The organism is Phenylobacterium sp. 58.2.17, assembly GCF_026411515.1.
GTDB lineage: Bacteria > Pseudomonadota > Alphaproteobacteria > Caulobacterales > Caulobacteraceae > Phenylobacterium.
In genome coordinates this window covers 146,773-161,660 of the sequence record NZ_JAPMTQ010000001.1, presented here as the reverse complement: position 1 = coordinate 161,660, position 14,888 = coordinate 146,773, and the positions used below count along the sequence as shown (strand labels likewise).

Genomic DNA, 14,888 nt, shown 5'->3' with positions numbered 1-14,888 from the left:
AGACCAGAAGCGTGCAGTGGTCGCAAGTCGGCCGTCTTGAAAGGCACTACGGCGATCTGGACGCGGCCTATGACGCGGACCGCTTCGCGACAATTCTTGGCACGCTTCGCTATTCGAAGGACGACGAGCGCGAGGGCCGCGCTAATCCGTCCAAGCTCGAGATCAACGGAGACGTCTACGCCAATCTGGCGGGGTATCGGGCGACGCTGAGCTACTATTCTCGCTTTCGCGAGGCCGAGGCTGGCGAGGGGCGTCAAGACATCAGGCGTGATGAGCTTGAGCGCATGAAGACTGAGTTCCTCGCCCAGTACCCTGACTTCGAGGCGAAAGGGTTCGGGGCGCGGGAGGGCGCCTATTGGCAGGACGAACGCGCGTCGAAGGAAGCGGTAGTTCGCCGGTTTGCCGAGCTCATAGAGCAGCCTGACCTCAGCGATGACGTCCTCGGCGACGAAGCGCTCGCCCTCCTGCAGCAGTTGGACGGCAATCCCGTCGGTTGGAGAGCCTTTACGCAGATCAAGGACGCCGGTGAAGCGGGTGCGAAGGACATTAGCATCGCCGTCGGGACGTTGCTGCGCGATCCGGAGGATCCGTGGACTGCAGCGGCGACTTGTGCTGCCGCAATCCACCCTTTGGTGACCGGCGGCGCGCTTGAAAATCCCGCGTACGGGCAGGTGCGGGGCTTGGTGACCTACGCGTTGGCGTTCGCGCGACCGGACGAGGCGATGGCTATTAAGACCCAGGCGATGCAGCGCGCGGCCAAGCGGCTGATCGGGCGCGGGCCGTTTGTCGGGCTGATGACCGCTTCGGAGTACCGCACGGCTCTATCGATGGCGGCCGCGGTCTTTGCGGTGATGCGTGACGAATGGGGATGGAAGCCGAAGGACCTCTGGGACGTGCAGGGGTTCTTGTGGGTGACCAACAACCGAGCTGGAAACGACAGCGGACGCCAGGACGAGGAGGGGGAGAACGAGGTGGTGCAAGACAAAGGAACTGCGGGCAAACCGCAGCCGACCAACCTCATTCTGTATGGTCCGCCAGGGACTGGCAAAACGTTCGCGACGGCCGAACACGCGGTGCGGCTATGCGATGGGGTGCTGCCCGTGGGCGGGCGAGAGGCAACCATGGCTCGCTATAGCGAGCTCGTCGCGCGCAAGCGGATCAGCTTCGTCACCTTCCACCAGACCTACGCCTACGAGGACTTCGTCGAAGGGCTGCGCCCTGAAACCGGCGAGGACAACGAGAGCGGCGGTTCTGCCGGCTTTTCTCTACGTGCTCAACCTGGCGTCTTTCGGCAGATTGCGGGCCTGGCCCTGGACAACCATCGACGTGCCCAGCCGCTCAAGGCCTTCAATCGCAATCGACGCGTGTTCAAGATGTCGCTCGGCCGTAGCGACAGCGAAGAAGGCGGGCGCCTATTTCGGGACGCGATCAAGGGGGGCTATGTCGCCTTAGGGTGGGGCGGCGTAATCGACTGGTCGGCGTCAGAGTTTGATGAGTTCGCTGCGATCAAGGCAAGATGGCAGCAGGACCATCCGGACGCGACCGGTAATGCTCCCGACATCCAACAGCTCTACGCACTGCGCGGCGCCATGAAGCCCGGCGACTTGGTCGTCATCTCCGACGGCAACAAGAAGTTCCGTGCCATTGGTGAAGTCGCGGGGGACTATCAATTCGCCCCGGATGATCCTGGCAATTATTTTCACCGCCGCCCGGTGAAGTGGCTCTGGCACAACGACGTGGGTCAGCCTCGCGAGCTGATCTATGGGCGGAGCTTCAGCCAGGTTTCGGCCTATCAGCTCGATTCAGAGCAGATCAATTGGCTGGCGCTGGAGCAAATCGTTGCCGGCGGCGGGGATGAGACGGAGGTCGCTGGCGAGCCTGAGGCCTACGTCCTCATCATCGATGAGATCAATCGGGCGAACGTTTCGAAGGTCTTTGGCGAATTGATCACGCTTATCGAGCCCGATAAGCGACTAGGCGCTCCAAACGAGTTGACGGTTACGCTGCCCTACTCGGGCGCCGTCTTCGGTGTGCCCTCCAATCTGCATCTCATCGGGACGATGAACACGGCCGACCGGTCGATCGCTCTCCTCGATACCGCGCTACGCCGCCGGTTCGAGTTTGAAGAACTGATGCCAGACCCGCAAGCGCTGGAGGATGCAAGCGTGGCGACGGGCGTGGATCTTGTCGGCGTTCTCGCTGGCCTCAACGCCCGCATCGAATATCTCTTCGATCGGGAGCATCAGATCGGCCACGCCTTCTTCATGGGATGCCAGAGCCCAGCTGACCTCTCGCGGGTCATGCGCAAGAAGGTGATCCCCCTGCTCGCAGAGTACTTCTACGAGGATTGGGAAAAGGTCCGTCTGGTGCTTGGCGAAAGCACAGACGAGGGTGCATTTGTCGGTCGCGTGCGGCTCAAGCCGCCGACGAGCATGGAGCAGTTCCTGGCGGACGCCGAGCGCTGGCGATACTTCATCCGCGCCGATCACCCCGAGCACGCGTTCGAGCAGTTGAAGGCGTGATCGTCCGCAGCCGCCGTGAGTGGGAGTATCTCGCCGTTTCTGAGGCGGATGGTGACGACTGCGTGCCCCGTTGGGCGGCTGATCGCCTTGTCGCGGCCGCCCGCTCGGCCGCAATCGGTGGGGCGGACGGGGAGGGCGTGCTCGTCAACGGCCATAGGCGTTTGCGTACGCAGCAAGTGGTTGGGGTCATCGCCGCGCCCCAGGTGACGCTGGAGATCCTGCCGAAGATCGATGGCCTCGATGCGGGCGCCACCCGTCACTGCTTGGTGCACATGATCGCGCGGGTCTTTGACTTGGAAGTGGCAAGCGGCGCCATGGCAGGCCTGGGTTGGCAGGGGCATGACCTGCTGGAAATCGTCATTCGTTTGTTCTGCGACCGGTTGATTGACGCTGTGCGTCGCGGATTGCCGCGTCGCTACGTGTCCGAAGAGGCTGATCGAGCGTCCTTGAGGGGGCGCCTCAACGTCCAGCGGCAGTTCACGGCGTTGGCGGCCTCGCCGTACATATTGGCGTGCCGGTATGATGAGTTGAGCCCTGATATTGCGCTCAACCAGATCATGAAGGCCGCCATCGGGCGATTGCGAGTGCTTGCGAAGGCGCCCGAGAACCAGCGCAGACTAAATGAACTCGCCTTCGCGTTCGCTGATGTCAGCGCTCCGCCGATCGGCCAGTTGCCTTGGGATCGGGTGGTGCTCGACCGCACGAATGGAGCCTGGGCGACCCTGCTAGGGCTCGCTAGATTGCTGCTCGGCGAACGCTTCCAAACCACCAGCCTGGGAAATGGTCAGGGTCATACCCTGTTGTTTGAGATGAACACCCTCTTTGAGGAGTTCGTGGGGCGCTCGCTGAAGCGAGCCTTGAAGGACACGGGTTTGGAGGTCCGCCTCCAAGGACCGCAAGATCACGCACTGCAGGCCGATGATGGAGCCCGGCGCTTTGCGACCCGGCCTGACATTGTGGTTAGCCGGGCCGGCCAGCCCGTGGTGATCATCGATACGAAGTGGAAGCGGCTGAAGGGCGAAATCGATGATCCCAAGCGTGGGATCAGCCAGGCCGACGTCTATCAGATGATGGCCTATTCTCAGGTCTATGACTGCAGGCAGGTGATGCTCCTCTATCCGCACCATGACGCGGTCGGGGCCGAGGAAGGGGCGATCGCCACCCACCAAATTCGAGGAGCCGATGGGCGACAGCTCACCGTTAGCTCGATTTCACTGTCGGACCTCGCAAGCTTCGAGGGACGGAGCCGCGCGCTCGTGCTGGACGTGTTGGGCAAGGCCAGTGCGCCTTCGATCGAAGGCCTAGTCGGCGTTTAAGGAAGGACCACAAGTGTCGCTGGACGTCTGTCGCGTGAAGCTCAGCGCGGGGAATATTAGCAACCATCACTTCTATCTGCGGCATTGCCAAAGCGTGATCCCGGAAGGTGGGATCGGCGGCAAGAATAAGGGGGAGCCGGGGATCCCGTTCGTCGTCCGTTTTGAGCCTGGCCGACAGTCGAAACGGATGTGGCTGGGGACAAGATGATCCTCAGGAATCGAAAGGCCGTACGGGAGTTCCTTGGGACCTCCGCTGCGACAGAGGGTGATGTCGTCGTGGTGGAGCGTGCCGGCGAGCGATCGATCACCGTTTGGCTTGATCGGGCGGGCATCGAAGCCGCCACCGACTGAGGGGGCCTTTCGCGTAAGCGATCTGCACTCGATTGGTAGCGCTGCCCAACCTGCTGATCAACCGCATCAAGCCAAGAGATCCTGACTGCGGTTCGGGTCTATTCCGGGCCTGCGAAATGGCGGCCGACGGCACGCAGGATCATTGAGGCGGATGTGCGTCCCCCAGGAGTCGGTGCTTGGTCGCCATCATGGGGCGGGCGCGATCCGTTCGAAGAACGAGGACGCTCGTACCGAGCAGCGAGCGCATCTTCATCAGGAGAGGAATCAAGAATAAAGTTCGTGAGCGGAGCAGGTGGGGGCGCAGATGGCCGAATACTGGTGGGTCAACCACAACACCAGCCACAAGCACGAGATCGCCGGGAACTTCCTGTGGTCGCCGCAGCGAGAGCGTGACGGAAAGTTCAGCCAGTTCTACGAAAATATGCGCGTGGCGCGTCCTGGCGACATCGTTCTCTCGTACGCGAAACAGCGGATCGGCTACGTCGGGCGGGTCGTCGGGCTGGCCGAGGAAGCGCCTCTTCCGGACGAGTTGCGCCGGCCGAGCAATTATTGGGCGTCCACCGGCTGGCGGCTACCAGTAGTATGGGAACGCGCATCGCGCGCTGTAGAGCCGAAGAGCGTGTACTCCGCTCTCCAGCCGCTCATGCCGAGCAAGTATTCCCCGCTGAAGCGTAGCAAGCCCGAGGGAGCCCAAAAGGCATATCTGGCTCGCGTCGGTCGTGAAGTATTCGATGTGATCGCAACTGCCGGCGGATGGGTGCCGATCGTCGTTCCAGAAGCTTCGCGACCATCTTTCGAAGACCTGGGTATCGAGGGGGCCATTCGGCAGGCGCTAGCCCGAATTGCAGCGTCGGCCGCGCGCAGTGGTGAACAGCGCACGAGCAGCTATCCACAGCGATCTGCCGAGCGCTCAGATCCGTTGGAGGCCCTTCTTCGGGAAACTTGGGCCGCTCAGAAAGGCGCTTGTTCATTGTGCGGGGTTGCTATTCCCATCTCACCTCAGAACCCGTTACTTCAGCTTTCGGTGGATCGCATCGACAGCGACGTAAAAGAGTACGTCCGCGGCAATGTCCAAATCACCCATCTAGGATGCAATCTCGCGAAGAATAGCGCCCCAATGGAGCATTGGGGCGAATTCTTCGGAGTGATCACTCAAGTCGCAGCGAACAATGGAATGTTGCCGCAGGGCAAAACAATTCTCTAGCGGGGTACGTGCAAGAACGCCAGGAGAGGCCCGAGGTAAGATCCTGTCTTGGTTTCGCACTCCCAGACGATGTGAACGTTCCAGCCTGCTGCCTTCAGCTGAGCAATCATTTTCGCGTCGCGCTCCACGTTTCGCTCGAACTTGTCGGTCCAGAAGGCCTGCCGAGTTCTGGGCATCGTCGTTGCGCGGCAACCCGGATGCCGGTGCCAGAAGCAACCGTGGACGAATACGACCGCCCGACGCGAAGGGAACACGAGGTCCGGCGAGCCCGGCAGCGACCTGACATGTAGGCGGTAGCGCAGCCCCCGCCCGTGCAGCTCCCGACGCACGATCAGCTCAGGCGTCGAGTGTTCACGGCGGACCCGTCGCATCAATGCGCTGCGCGCAGGGTCGACACCGTCCACCGACCGGTTGGCCGAAGGTCGAGCACTAGGTTGGCGCCGAGGCGGACTCAAACCGGGCTCCCGAAGGCAGGCGCGAAAGGCACGTCAACGAGAACGAACGCGCTCGGATGGCGGGCCAGGCAACGGAAAGGTTTAGGCCGCCTTTGCTCTCGCCGAAGGAATGGAAATGCCACTGGCGGCGTCGATACGGCCGAGATGATCGCGCAGAGCGTCCACGAACCCCGGTCTGATGCGCAGGCGGCTCGCGAGCAGGCGACCGAGAAAGCCCGCGGTCGCGCGCGACGAGAGCGGGGCGCCAGGATATCGCAAGAAGTCGGCGAGCGGCTCGCGCGGCATGGCGACAGGCCAGGAGCCTACCGAGGCGGCGAAGCGCCCGGTTCGATCTCCGTACGCGGCCGCCGGCCAAGAATCGGTGTCCTCAAGAGGGCGGCCCGGGTCACCAGCCCAAAGCACTGGTTCCGCGAGGCGCTGGCCCAGCCATGCGGCCACTCGCACGCTCACGGCGTTGCCGACGAGCAACCAGCGGCGGCGGTGTCGGAATTCTGAGCCGTCCAGCGTGACGAGCTCGCGCGACCAGTCGGCGGGAAAGCCCTGAAGTCGTTCGGCGTCGCGAATGTCCGGTGTGATAAGACGAAGGCCCGCGGTCGCGGTGGCTGAGCTCGGAAGGAGGATAGCCGGGGGCGAGGGCACGCCGGCGCTCGACCCGCCCTTCAGGGTCGGGACGCAGTCTTCTCCCCAACCCAACCCGCGCGTTCCCTCCGTCCAGTAGAAGCCGTGAGCACGCTCTTCGAGCGAGAATTCGGTCGTAGGGGGGGCGACGTCGCCGTGGAATAGCACGTCGCGGGGATCTCCCTCACGCGTAGCGTAGAGAAAGATCCTCAGCCGACGCTGCGGCGCGCCGAAGGCGAGCGCATCGACCGTGCGATAGGCCCACCGGTAGCCCTGCTGCTCCAGCGCGGTGACCACCTCTGCAAGGTAGGCTCCCTTGTGAAGAACGCGCCAATTGGGAACGTTCTCCAGGAGCACATGCGCGAAGGGTCTCGCTGCGAGGAGCCTCAGGGCGTCGCGGACGAGGCTCGAACGGCCCCCGGCGAAGCCTTGAGCGCGTCCAGCTTGGCTGAGATCGGTGCAAGGGAACCCAGCGGTGAGAAGCTCGGAGCGGGCTCCGATGGCGGCGGCGACCTCTTGAGTGTTCCGGATGTCCCGGGTGAGGGTGGCGTCGGGGAAATGCGATTTCAGGATCGTCGCGGCTTCGGGATCGAGCTCGCAAAACGTCGATGCGCGATGGCCCGAGCTCGAAAGCCCCAATTCTAGACCGCCGATTCCGCCGAACAGGGCGGTCACCTCGAACGTGCGGGGTTTGGGCTTTGCCGTCACGGAACTTCCACTGAGTCGCCAGAGAGCCATCGTAGGCGGGCGCCCGGCGGTGGTCGACAGAGCACCGGACGCCCGATAGTTCTGGATTCCGCCCTGTCCTGGCGAAATTGACGCCCGAGACTTCCGTCCAGGTCCAGATCATCGGCTCGCGCCGATCGGCCTGTGGATAAAGGCGCCAAATGGCGACGGCGCCTCTAAAACGAGTGGGCACACGCCGCTACGCTCTGGACGGGAATCGCCGTGGCCCGAGCCGCCGACCGCAGGAGTTTGGATCATGGATCCGGGAGCAGCTGCTTACACGACGAGCCAGGTCACCCCCGAGCCAGGGCAGCTGGTCGAGGTGAGGCGTCGTCAGTGGCTCGTCTCCGATGTGGATCGCGCATCTGCGGCCCCTGAACTCCCCAGCCAGAACCTCGTGTCACTGGTCTCGATCGACGAGGATGCGCTCGGCGAGGAACTTGAGGTTCTCTGGGAGCTTGAGCCTGGGGCGCATGTGATCGAGCGGGCAGGCCTGCCGCGGCTCTCGGGCTTCGACGATGCAGCGACGCTCGACGCGTTCCTCGATGCGGTGAGGTGGGGCGCCGCGACCAATGCAGACCGAGGATATCTGCAGGCTCCGTTCCGGAGCGGCGTCAGCATCGAAGATTATCAGCTCGATCCTTTGGTGCGGGCGATCGACATGGCTCGCACCAACCTCCTGATCGCCGACGACGTCGGCCTCGGCAAGACCATCGAAGCGGGCCTCGTCGTTCAGGAGATGCTCCTTCGACACCGCGCACGCACGATCCTGGTCCTTTGCCCGGCCTCGCTTCAGGAGAAGTGGCGCCAGGAAATGCAGGAGAAGTTCGGTCTCGAATTTCGCGTGGTCGACACCGAATACGTCAAAGGATTGCGCCGAGAGCGAGGGCTGCACGCCAACCCGTGGACATCCTATCCTCGCCTGATCACCTCGATGGATTGGGCGAAGCAGGGCGAGGGCTTGCGGTTTCTGCGTGATGCGCTGCCGCCATACGTGACCCACCCACGTACCTTCGACCTCTTGATCGTGGACGAGGCGCACAACGTCGCCCCGACGGTCGGCCGCTACGCCGTGGAGAGCCGCAGAACGCGATTGGTTCGGCTGGTCGCGCCGCACTTCCAGCACAAGCTCTTCCTGACCGCGACGCCGCACGACGGATTTACGGAGTCGTTCACGGCGCTTCTCGAGTTGCTCGACGATCAGCGGTTTGCCCGCAATGTGCTGCCCAGCCCTTCGCAGCTATCGCGTGTGATGGTGCGTCGCCTCAAGAGCGACCTCGTAGACGCGCAGGGCAGGCGGATCTATCCCGAGCGCCGCCTCGAAGCGCTCCCGATCCGGTATAGCGACGACGAAAGGAAAGCACGCCAGCTTCTCGACGCGTTCATAGAACGCCGTGAGGCAGCTCGCGAGGACGGTCGGACCGCGTCCCGCTTCGTCCATCAGCTGCTACGCAAACGCCTCGGTTCGTCTCCGGCCGCCTTCCTCGGGACCTTGGAGCAGCACGTCGCCACGCTAGAGGGTCGTGAACATGGGAGATCGGGTGGAAGGCGGTTGGACGAGCTCATCCTCAGGAAGGCCATCGCGAGGGTCGAAGAGGACTATGCCGACGATGCTCAACGTGATGCAGCGGAACTTGAGGCCCTCGACGAGGCCGGCAAATACGCCCGTCCGTTCGCAGACGACGAACGTAGGCTGATCGGCGAACTGCGTGCGTGGGCCCAACAGGCGGCGCATCGCCCGGACGCCAAAGCCCATGCCGTGCTGCATTGGCTGAACGAGCACCTCAGGAAGGGAGATGGCTGGACGTCCGAACGCGTGATCCTGTTCACGGAATACCGGGCCACGCAGCGATGGATGCAGCAGATCCTCGCCGCGCATGGCTTCGGCGGCGAGCGACTGGCGTTGATCTATGGAGGCATGGACCAGCAGGAGAGGGAGGCGGTCAAAGCCGCGTTCCAAGCCGCCCCTTCAGAAGCTCCGGTGCGCATCCTCCTCGCGACCGATGCCGCGTCGGAAGGCATCGATCTCCAGAACCATTGCCACCTGTTGATCCATCTGGAGATCCCGTACAACCCGAACGTGATGGAGCAGCGCAACGGCCGGATCGATCGGCATGGCCAGCGCTCGAACGAAGTGGTGATCTGGCACCCCGTAGACGCGGAGGGGGGCCATGGCGAGGACATCCTTCGCGCCCTTCGGAAGCTCGACTCGATGCGGGCGGACATGGGGAGCGTCAATCCGGTAATCGCGCCGCAACTCCCGGACCTTCTGGAGGGAAGACGGCGAGATCTGGACACTCGCCCCGCCGAGGCTCGGATCGAGAAGGCGCGCCGCATGGTCAGGGCGGAGCGGGACCTTCGGGAGAAGATCGCGAAGCTGCACCAGCGCCTTAGCGAGACCGAGCAAGAACAGCGACTGACACCCAATCATATCGAGAGAGCGGTTCGAACGGCCCTGCGACTGGCGGAGAAGCCGGATCTACAGCCGATTTCGCTTGCCGGGGCACCTGACGGAGCCGCCTTCCGGTTGCCGCCGCTCTCGGGCTCCTGGTCGCGTTGCCTCGAGGGGCTCGAGCACCCGTACACGCACAAGGCGCGGCCGATAACGTTCGACCATGCGGTCGCGCGTGGGCGAGATGACGTGGTGCTGGTCCACCTGAACCATCGCTTGGTTCAAATGAGCCTCGCTCTGTTACGAGCGGAGATTTGGGCGCGCGACGACGTAAAAAGGCTGAATCGGGTGGCTATTCGTTCCCTGCCCGACGGTCAGATCGAAGGACCAACAGTCCTCGCTATTTCGCGGCTCGTGATCACCGGCGGCAACCACCATCGCCTGCACGAGGAGCTCACGGAGGCGGGCGGCTATCTGCGAGACGCAGGCTTCCGGAGGGAGGACCGGATTACCGAGCTGCGCCGCTGGCTGGACGAGTCCGAGCCAGTCCACCTTTCGGCCTCGTCATTCGACGCGCTCCGGACCCGCTTCAACAAGCAGAGCGAATCCATTTTGTCCGCCATCGAAGCTAGATCGAAAGACCGTCTACGGTTCCTCGCCAACTCGATCGAGATGCGAAAGCGGAAGGAGGTCGAGGACATCCGCCAGGTGCTCGACGATCTCGAGAAAGCGTTAACGAGCGAACTCGTCGCCGACCAGCAACCGTTGCAGCTGTCACTCTTCTCGGAGGACGAGCGCACTCAACTGAAGCGTGACAGAGCCGCGCTGGAGGCCCGTCTCGCCCGAATTCCGCAGGAACGAGAACAGGAAGCGCGCGCGATCGAGGACAGGCATTCGCAGGTGACCGATCATACCTTTCCTGTTGCTGTCGTCCTGCTAGTGCCCGCTTCGCTCGCGACGGAGAAGCGCCGATGAGCAAGGATCACGAATGGCTCAATCTCATCGAAGTGTCGGGCCCGTTCCTAGCAGTTCCCGTGTTGCGGGACGTCTTTCCCCAGGGGCTCGAAGCACCGGCGCGAACTCAGCGATTGCGTCGGGCCTACGATGAGTGGCGTGACGCCGTCGATCAGGACGACATCGATCTAACAGCGCTGCACCGCGCTTGGATCGACGAGGTAATGGTCAGCGCGCTTGAGATGGACGATCAGGTTCTGCGCCGCGGCGGGGAAATACCCGAGCGCCTGCGGGCCGCTATTCCGGAGCACGGCGTCACGCTCTCGCCCGATCTGGCGCTGATGAACCCGACAAGTAGCGACGACGCGCTGCTTCTGATCGATGTCTATGACCCGGACGTGGATCTCGATGCGAGCCGCCGTTTCGACGGCCTCGCCGCCACGCCGGCCGAACGCATGGTCTCGCTGCTTCGCGCGACCGGATGCCCGATCGGCCTGGTGATCAATGGAGAGCGATGGATGCTGGTCCATGCTCCCGTCGGCAGTGTGGCCAGTTTCGCGAGCTGGTACGCCCGACTTTGGGCCCAGGAACCCGAGACCCTCCGTGCCTTCGTCAGTCTACTGGGGGTCCGGCGCTTTTTCGGCCCCGATAATGAGAAGCTGCCCGCGCTATTTGAGCGCTCTCTCAAACATCAGGACGACGTCACTGATGCGCTCGGCGAGCAAGTCCGGAGAGCCGTTGAGGTGCTCGTCCAAGCGCTCGATCGGGCCGACCAGGATCGGAACCGGGAGCTGCTGCGCGACGTCGATCCGCGGGAGCTCTACGAAGCCGGCCTGACGATCATGATGCGGCTGGTCTTCCTGCTCGCCGCCGAAGAGCGCGGACTTCTGCTGCTTGGCGATCCCCGCTACGATTCCTTCTACGCGACCTCCAGCCTGCGCATGCAATTGCGCGCGGACTCCGAGGAGATTCTCGAGAGAAGGCGATCGGCATGGTCCCGCCTGCTGGCTTTGTTCCGTGCCATATTTGGCGGCATCGAACATCCAACCCTCCGACTTCCGGCCTTCGGCGGCTCGCTCTTCGACCCGGATCGCTATCCGTTCCTGGAAGGCCGCAATAAGGGTACCAGCTGGCGCAGCCAGCCGGCCGAACCACTACCGATTGACGATCGCACCGTCCTGTTGCTGCTGGAGGCGATCCAGACCTTCGAGGGCCGTACTTTGTCCTACCGCGCTCTCGACGTGGAACAGATTGGCCACGTGTACGAGGGCCTGCTGGAGCGCACTGTGAAACGCGTCGACGACGTCACGCTCGAGCTCGACAGCGCAGCGAAAGCCAGAAGCCCGCGCATAACCCTGGGCGAATTGGAATCGGCCCGCCTAGAGGGAACGCGAAGGGTCGTGGAACTCCTGAAGGAACGGAGCGAGCGTTCCGAGCCCGCGATCCACAACAATCTAGAGCGCCCGGTCGATGATCACCTGGCGGCACGGCTGCTGACAGTCTGCCGCGGCGACGCGTCCCTACGTGACCGCATCCTGCCCTATGGCGCGCTTCTGCGGGCCGACCCTTGGGGTTATCCGCTGGTTCATCATTCCGGCGCGTTCGTGGTCGTGCTCGGTGCCGATCGGCGTGAGAGCGGGACGCACTACACACCCAAGAGCCTCACCGAAAAGATCGTCCAGGAGACGATCGCGCCGATCGTCTATCGGGGGCCGGAGGAGGGTAGGGCGCGGGAAGAATGGGAGCTGAAAGGCACCGACGAGATTCTCGATCTCAAGATTTGCGATCCTGCTATGGGGTCGGGAGCCTTCTTGGTCGAAGTTTGCCGTTGGGTGGCTGACCGGCTCGTTGAAGCTTGGGCTGCGGAAGAGGAGCAAGGAGAGCTCTTCGATCCGGACGGTGCCCGTCTCCCTCCCGGCAGTTCGGCTGAACTCGGCTTGCTGTCTGGGGGTACTGAAGAAAGGACGCTTGTTGCAAGGCGCCTGGTTGCGGAACGTTGCCTCTATGGCGTCGATCGCAACCCTCTGGCTGTTGAGCTAGCCAAGCTGTCGCTGTGGCTTATCACGCTGGCGAAGGGGCGCCCGTTCGGATTTCTCGACCACAATCTTCGCAGCGGTGACAGTCTTCTCGGAATTCAGCATCTCGACCAGCTGCTGAAGCTAGACATGAGGCCAACCAGCGTTGAGCAGCTCCGGATATTTGGACGAACCGTCAAGGCGGCTGTCGAGCGCGCACTCGAGCTTCGAGGCGAATTACGGGCAATCCCCATCAGGGACGTCAGCGATATACAATCGATGGCCGTTCTGGATGATCACTCGCGAAGGGAGCTCAACTTCCCTGAACGGATAGCGGACAGGCTCGTCTCCATTGCGCTTGCCGGGGAGCGAGCGAGTGATCAAGCCGCGAAGATCGAGAATCTAGCCGCTTACGCAGACGTTGTTTCGCGAGGAGACCCCTCAGCTATTGATCGGTTGCTGCGGGAAGCACGCCGCGACCTGGCGAAGGACGCACCGGACGGTGCAGCGCGTCGCCCGCTACACTGGCCGCTTGAATTCCCCGAAGTGTTTCAACGCGAGAATCCCGGGTTCGATGCGTTCGTCGGGAACCCGCCATTTCTCGGCGGGCAGCGCATAACCGGGGCGCTTGGCACCTGCTATCGGGATTGGCTGGTCACATACCTTGCTGACGGGCGGCGCGGGTCCGCTGATCTTGTGGCCTACTTCTTCTTGCGGCTGTTTGCTCTTCTTCGTCGCGGCGGCGGCTTCGGCCTTCTAGCGGTGAACACAATTGCTGAGGGAGATACGCGTCAAGTCGGGCTTGAGGCAATGGTGCAGGCAGGTGCAGTGATCCACTCTGCTTACCCAAATGAGCCGTGGCCGGGTGCAGCGGCTGTAGCTACGAGCCGCGTTCACGTGAGGAAGGGAGATTGGCGAGGCGATCGACTATTGCGAGGAAAGCCTGCACCCTTCATTTCGGCCTTTCTCTCTGATCGGGAAGAGTGGAGTCCAAAGCGACTTAAGGCGAATGATGGAATTGCTTTTCAGGGTTGCATAACTCGCGGCCTTGGTTTCGTAATAACTCAAGAAGAAGCGAGAAGAATGCTAGAAGCAGATCGGCGGAATGCTGATGTGCTTTTTCCTTACCTGAATGGGGAGGATCTGAATTCCGATTCAGAACAGCGCCCTAGCCGGTGGTCAATCAATTTCTGGGATTGGCCTGAGTCGCGTGCGGCAAGCTATACCTTGCCCTATCGCCACGTGCTTGAGCATGTAAAGCCAGATCGTTTTCGCAGAAAGGAAAACGGCCAGTTCGTTTGCGCCGAACCGCTAAGGGAAGCTTGGTGGTTGTATGAGGGGCGGCGAACGGGTCTCTTTCACGCTATTGGCCGCGGTCGTCACTTCGATCGACATCCCGAAGGATGGGATGCAACAAGACAGCCGCCAAAGACCATTATGGTTTGCAGCGAAGTAACCAAACATTTGGCGTTCGCGATGGTGCCGAACACTTATGTCATGTCCGCAAATTTGGATGTGTTTTCTGGTGGGCTAGGGTTGTGGCTGATATGCCAGTCGTCCATCCACGAAGTCTGGGCGCGTACTTATTCGTCGAAGCTTGAGACGCGACTGAAGTATTCGCCTGGAAACGCCTTCGAGACCTTTCCGTTGCCGCGTCTCAGTGAACCAGAATCTATCGTGAAACTCGGTGAAAAATTTCACGAATTTCGTCGATTGACTATGATCTCCAATGAGATTGGTCTCACGAGACTGTACAATCGAATTCACGCTCCAGATGATCAAGATTCACAGATCGAAGAGTTGAGGCAACTCCAGATCGAAACTGATCTCGCGGTTATGGATGCGTACGGCTGGACAGATCTTAATCTTGAGCACGACTTCCGTGATGTGCCCTCGCTGGCGGGGAACGACCGCCTGCGTTTCGCAATTTCCGAACCCGCGCGCCTCGAGGTGCTTCGCCGGCTCTCAGAACTCAATCGTCGACGGTTCAATGAGGAGGTTGCGCAAGGCTTACATGGAAGCTCTCTCTCCAATAAGCGGGCTCGCAATCTCAAGCGTTCACCTACTAGCTCCCAAGTCTCACTCTTTGCGGAACCCGCTCCTCGCCAACGCGACATCACCGTTTCTCAGAGTCCGCAACAGGTAATCTTGGATTATTTGCAGAAGATCCCTGGCTGGCATGCAAAAGCGGGCGTCCTTAGCGCAACTGGCTTAGCCGATGCGGAGTGGAATTCGGGGATTGGAGGGCTCCTTAGCCAGGGTGCCGTCGAGCGTCTTGGTGAACGACGCGGTGCTCGATATCGGTATCGGGGGTGACTGTACGGATGCGTTATGA

7 protein-coding genes are annotated in these 14,888 nt (G+C 62.1%); 5 read left to right on the top strand and 2 right to left on the bottom strand.

The genetic code is table 11. The annotated features are described in order from the left end of the window. Positions 1 to 11: 11 nt before the first annotated feature. The 3 genes from OUA97_RS00785 (at position 12) to OUA97_RS00775 (ending at position 5,393) form a co-directional block, all read left to right on the top strand. Positions 12 to 2,522, top strand: coding sequence for an AAA family ATPase (locus OUA97_RS00785; protein ID WP_267229815.1), 2,511 nt, complete (start codon positions 12 to 14; stop codon positions 2,520 to 2,522). Next, a complete protein-coding gene (locus tag OUA97_RS00780) occupies positions 2,519 to 3,838 on the top strand; it encodes an McrC family protein (RefSeq protein ID WP_267229814.1) in 1,320 nt (439 codons plus the stop codon). The genes OUA97_RS00785 and OUA97_RS00780 overlap by 4 nt, the downstream gene beginning before the upstream one ends. Before the next feature lie 655 nt (positions 3,839 to 4,493). Next, entirely contained in the window at positions 4,494 to 5,393 is a 900-nt protein-coding gene (locus tag OUA97_RS00775; protein WP_267229813.1) for a hypothetical protein, read from the top strand. Here the strand turns inward: OUA97_RS00775 and OUA97_RS00770 are convergent. Together OUA97_RS00770 and OUA97_RS00765 are read right to left on the bottom strand one after the other, a co-directional pair. After that, positions 5,390 to 5,797, bottom strand: coding sequence for a very short patch repair endonuclease (locus OUA97_RS00770; protein WP_267229812.1), 408 nt, complete (start codon positions 5,795 to 5,797; stop codon positions 5,390 to 5,392). The two genes, OUA97_RS00775 and OUA97_RS00770, sit on opposite strands and share 4 nt — an antisense overlap. 132 nt (positions 5,798 to 5,929) lie before the next feature. Continuing rightward, positions 5,930 to 7,174 carry a DNA cytosine methyltransferase gene (locus OUA97_RS00765; protein ID WP_267229811.1) on the bottom strand — a complete coding sequence of 415 codons (1,245 nt, stop codon included), beginning with the start codon at positions 7,172 to 7,174 and terminating at the stop codon, positions 5,930 to 5,932. A 274-nt stretch (positions 7,175 to 7,448) separates the two neighbouring features. On the opposite strand from OUA97_RS00765, the gene drmD reads away from it, so the two are divergent. Both drmD and OUA97_RS00755 read left to right on the top strand, forming a co-directional pair. Next, positions 7,449 to 10,559: a DISARM system SNF2-like helicase DrmD gene (gene drmD, locus OUA97_RS00760; RefSeq protein WP_267229810.1), complete on the top strand. Its 3,111-nt coding sequence runs from the start codon at positions 7,449 to 7,451 to the stop codon at positions 10,557 to 10,559. Further along, complete coding sequence (locus OUA97_RS00755; RefSeq protein ID WP_267229809.1) at positions 10,556 to 14,869, top strand: Eco57I restriction-modification methylase domain-containing protein; 4,314 nt, start codon at positions 10,556 to 10,558, stop codon at positions 14,867 to 14,869. The genes drmD and OUA97_RS00755 overlap by 4 nt, the downstream gene beginning before the upstream one ends. Positions 14,870 to 14,888 lie beyond the last annotated feature (19 nt).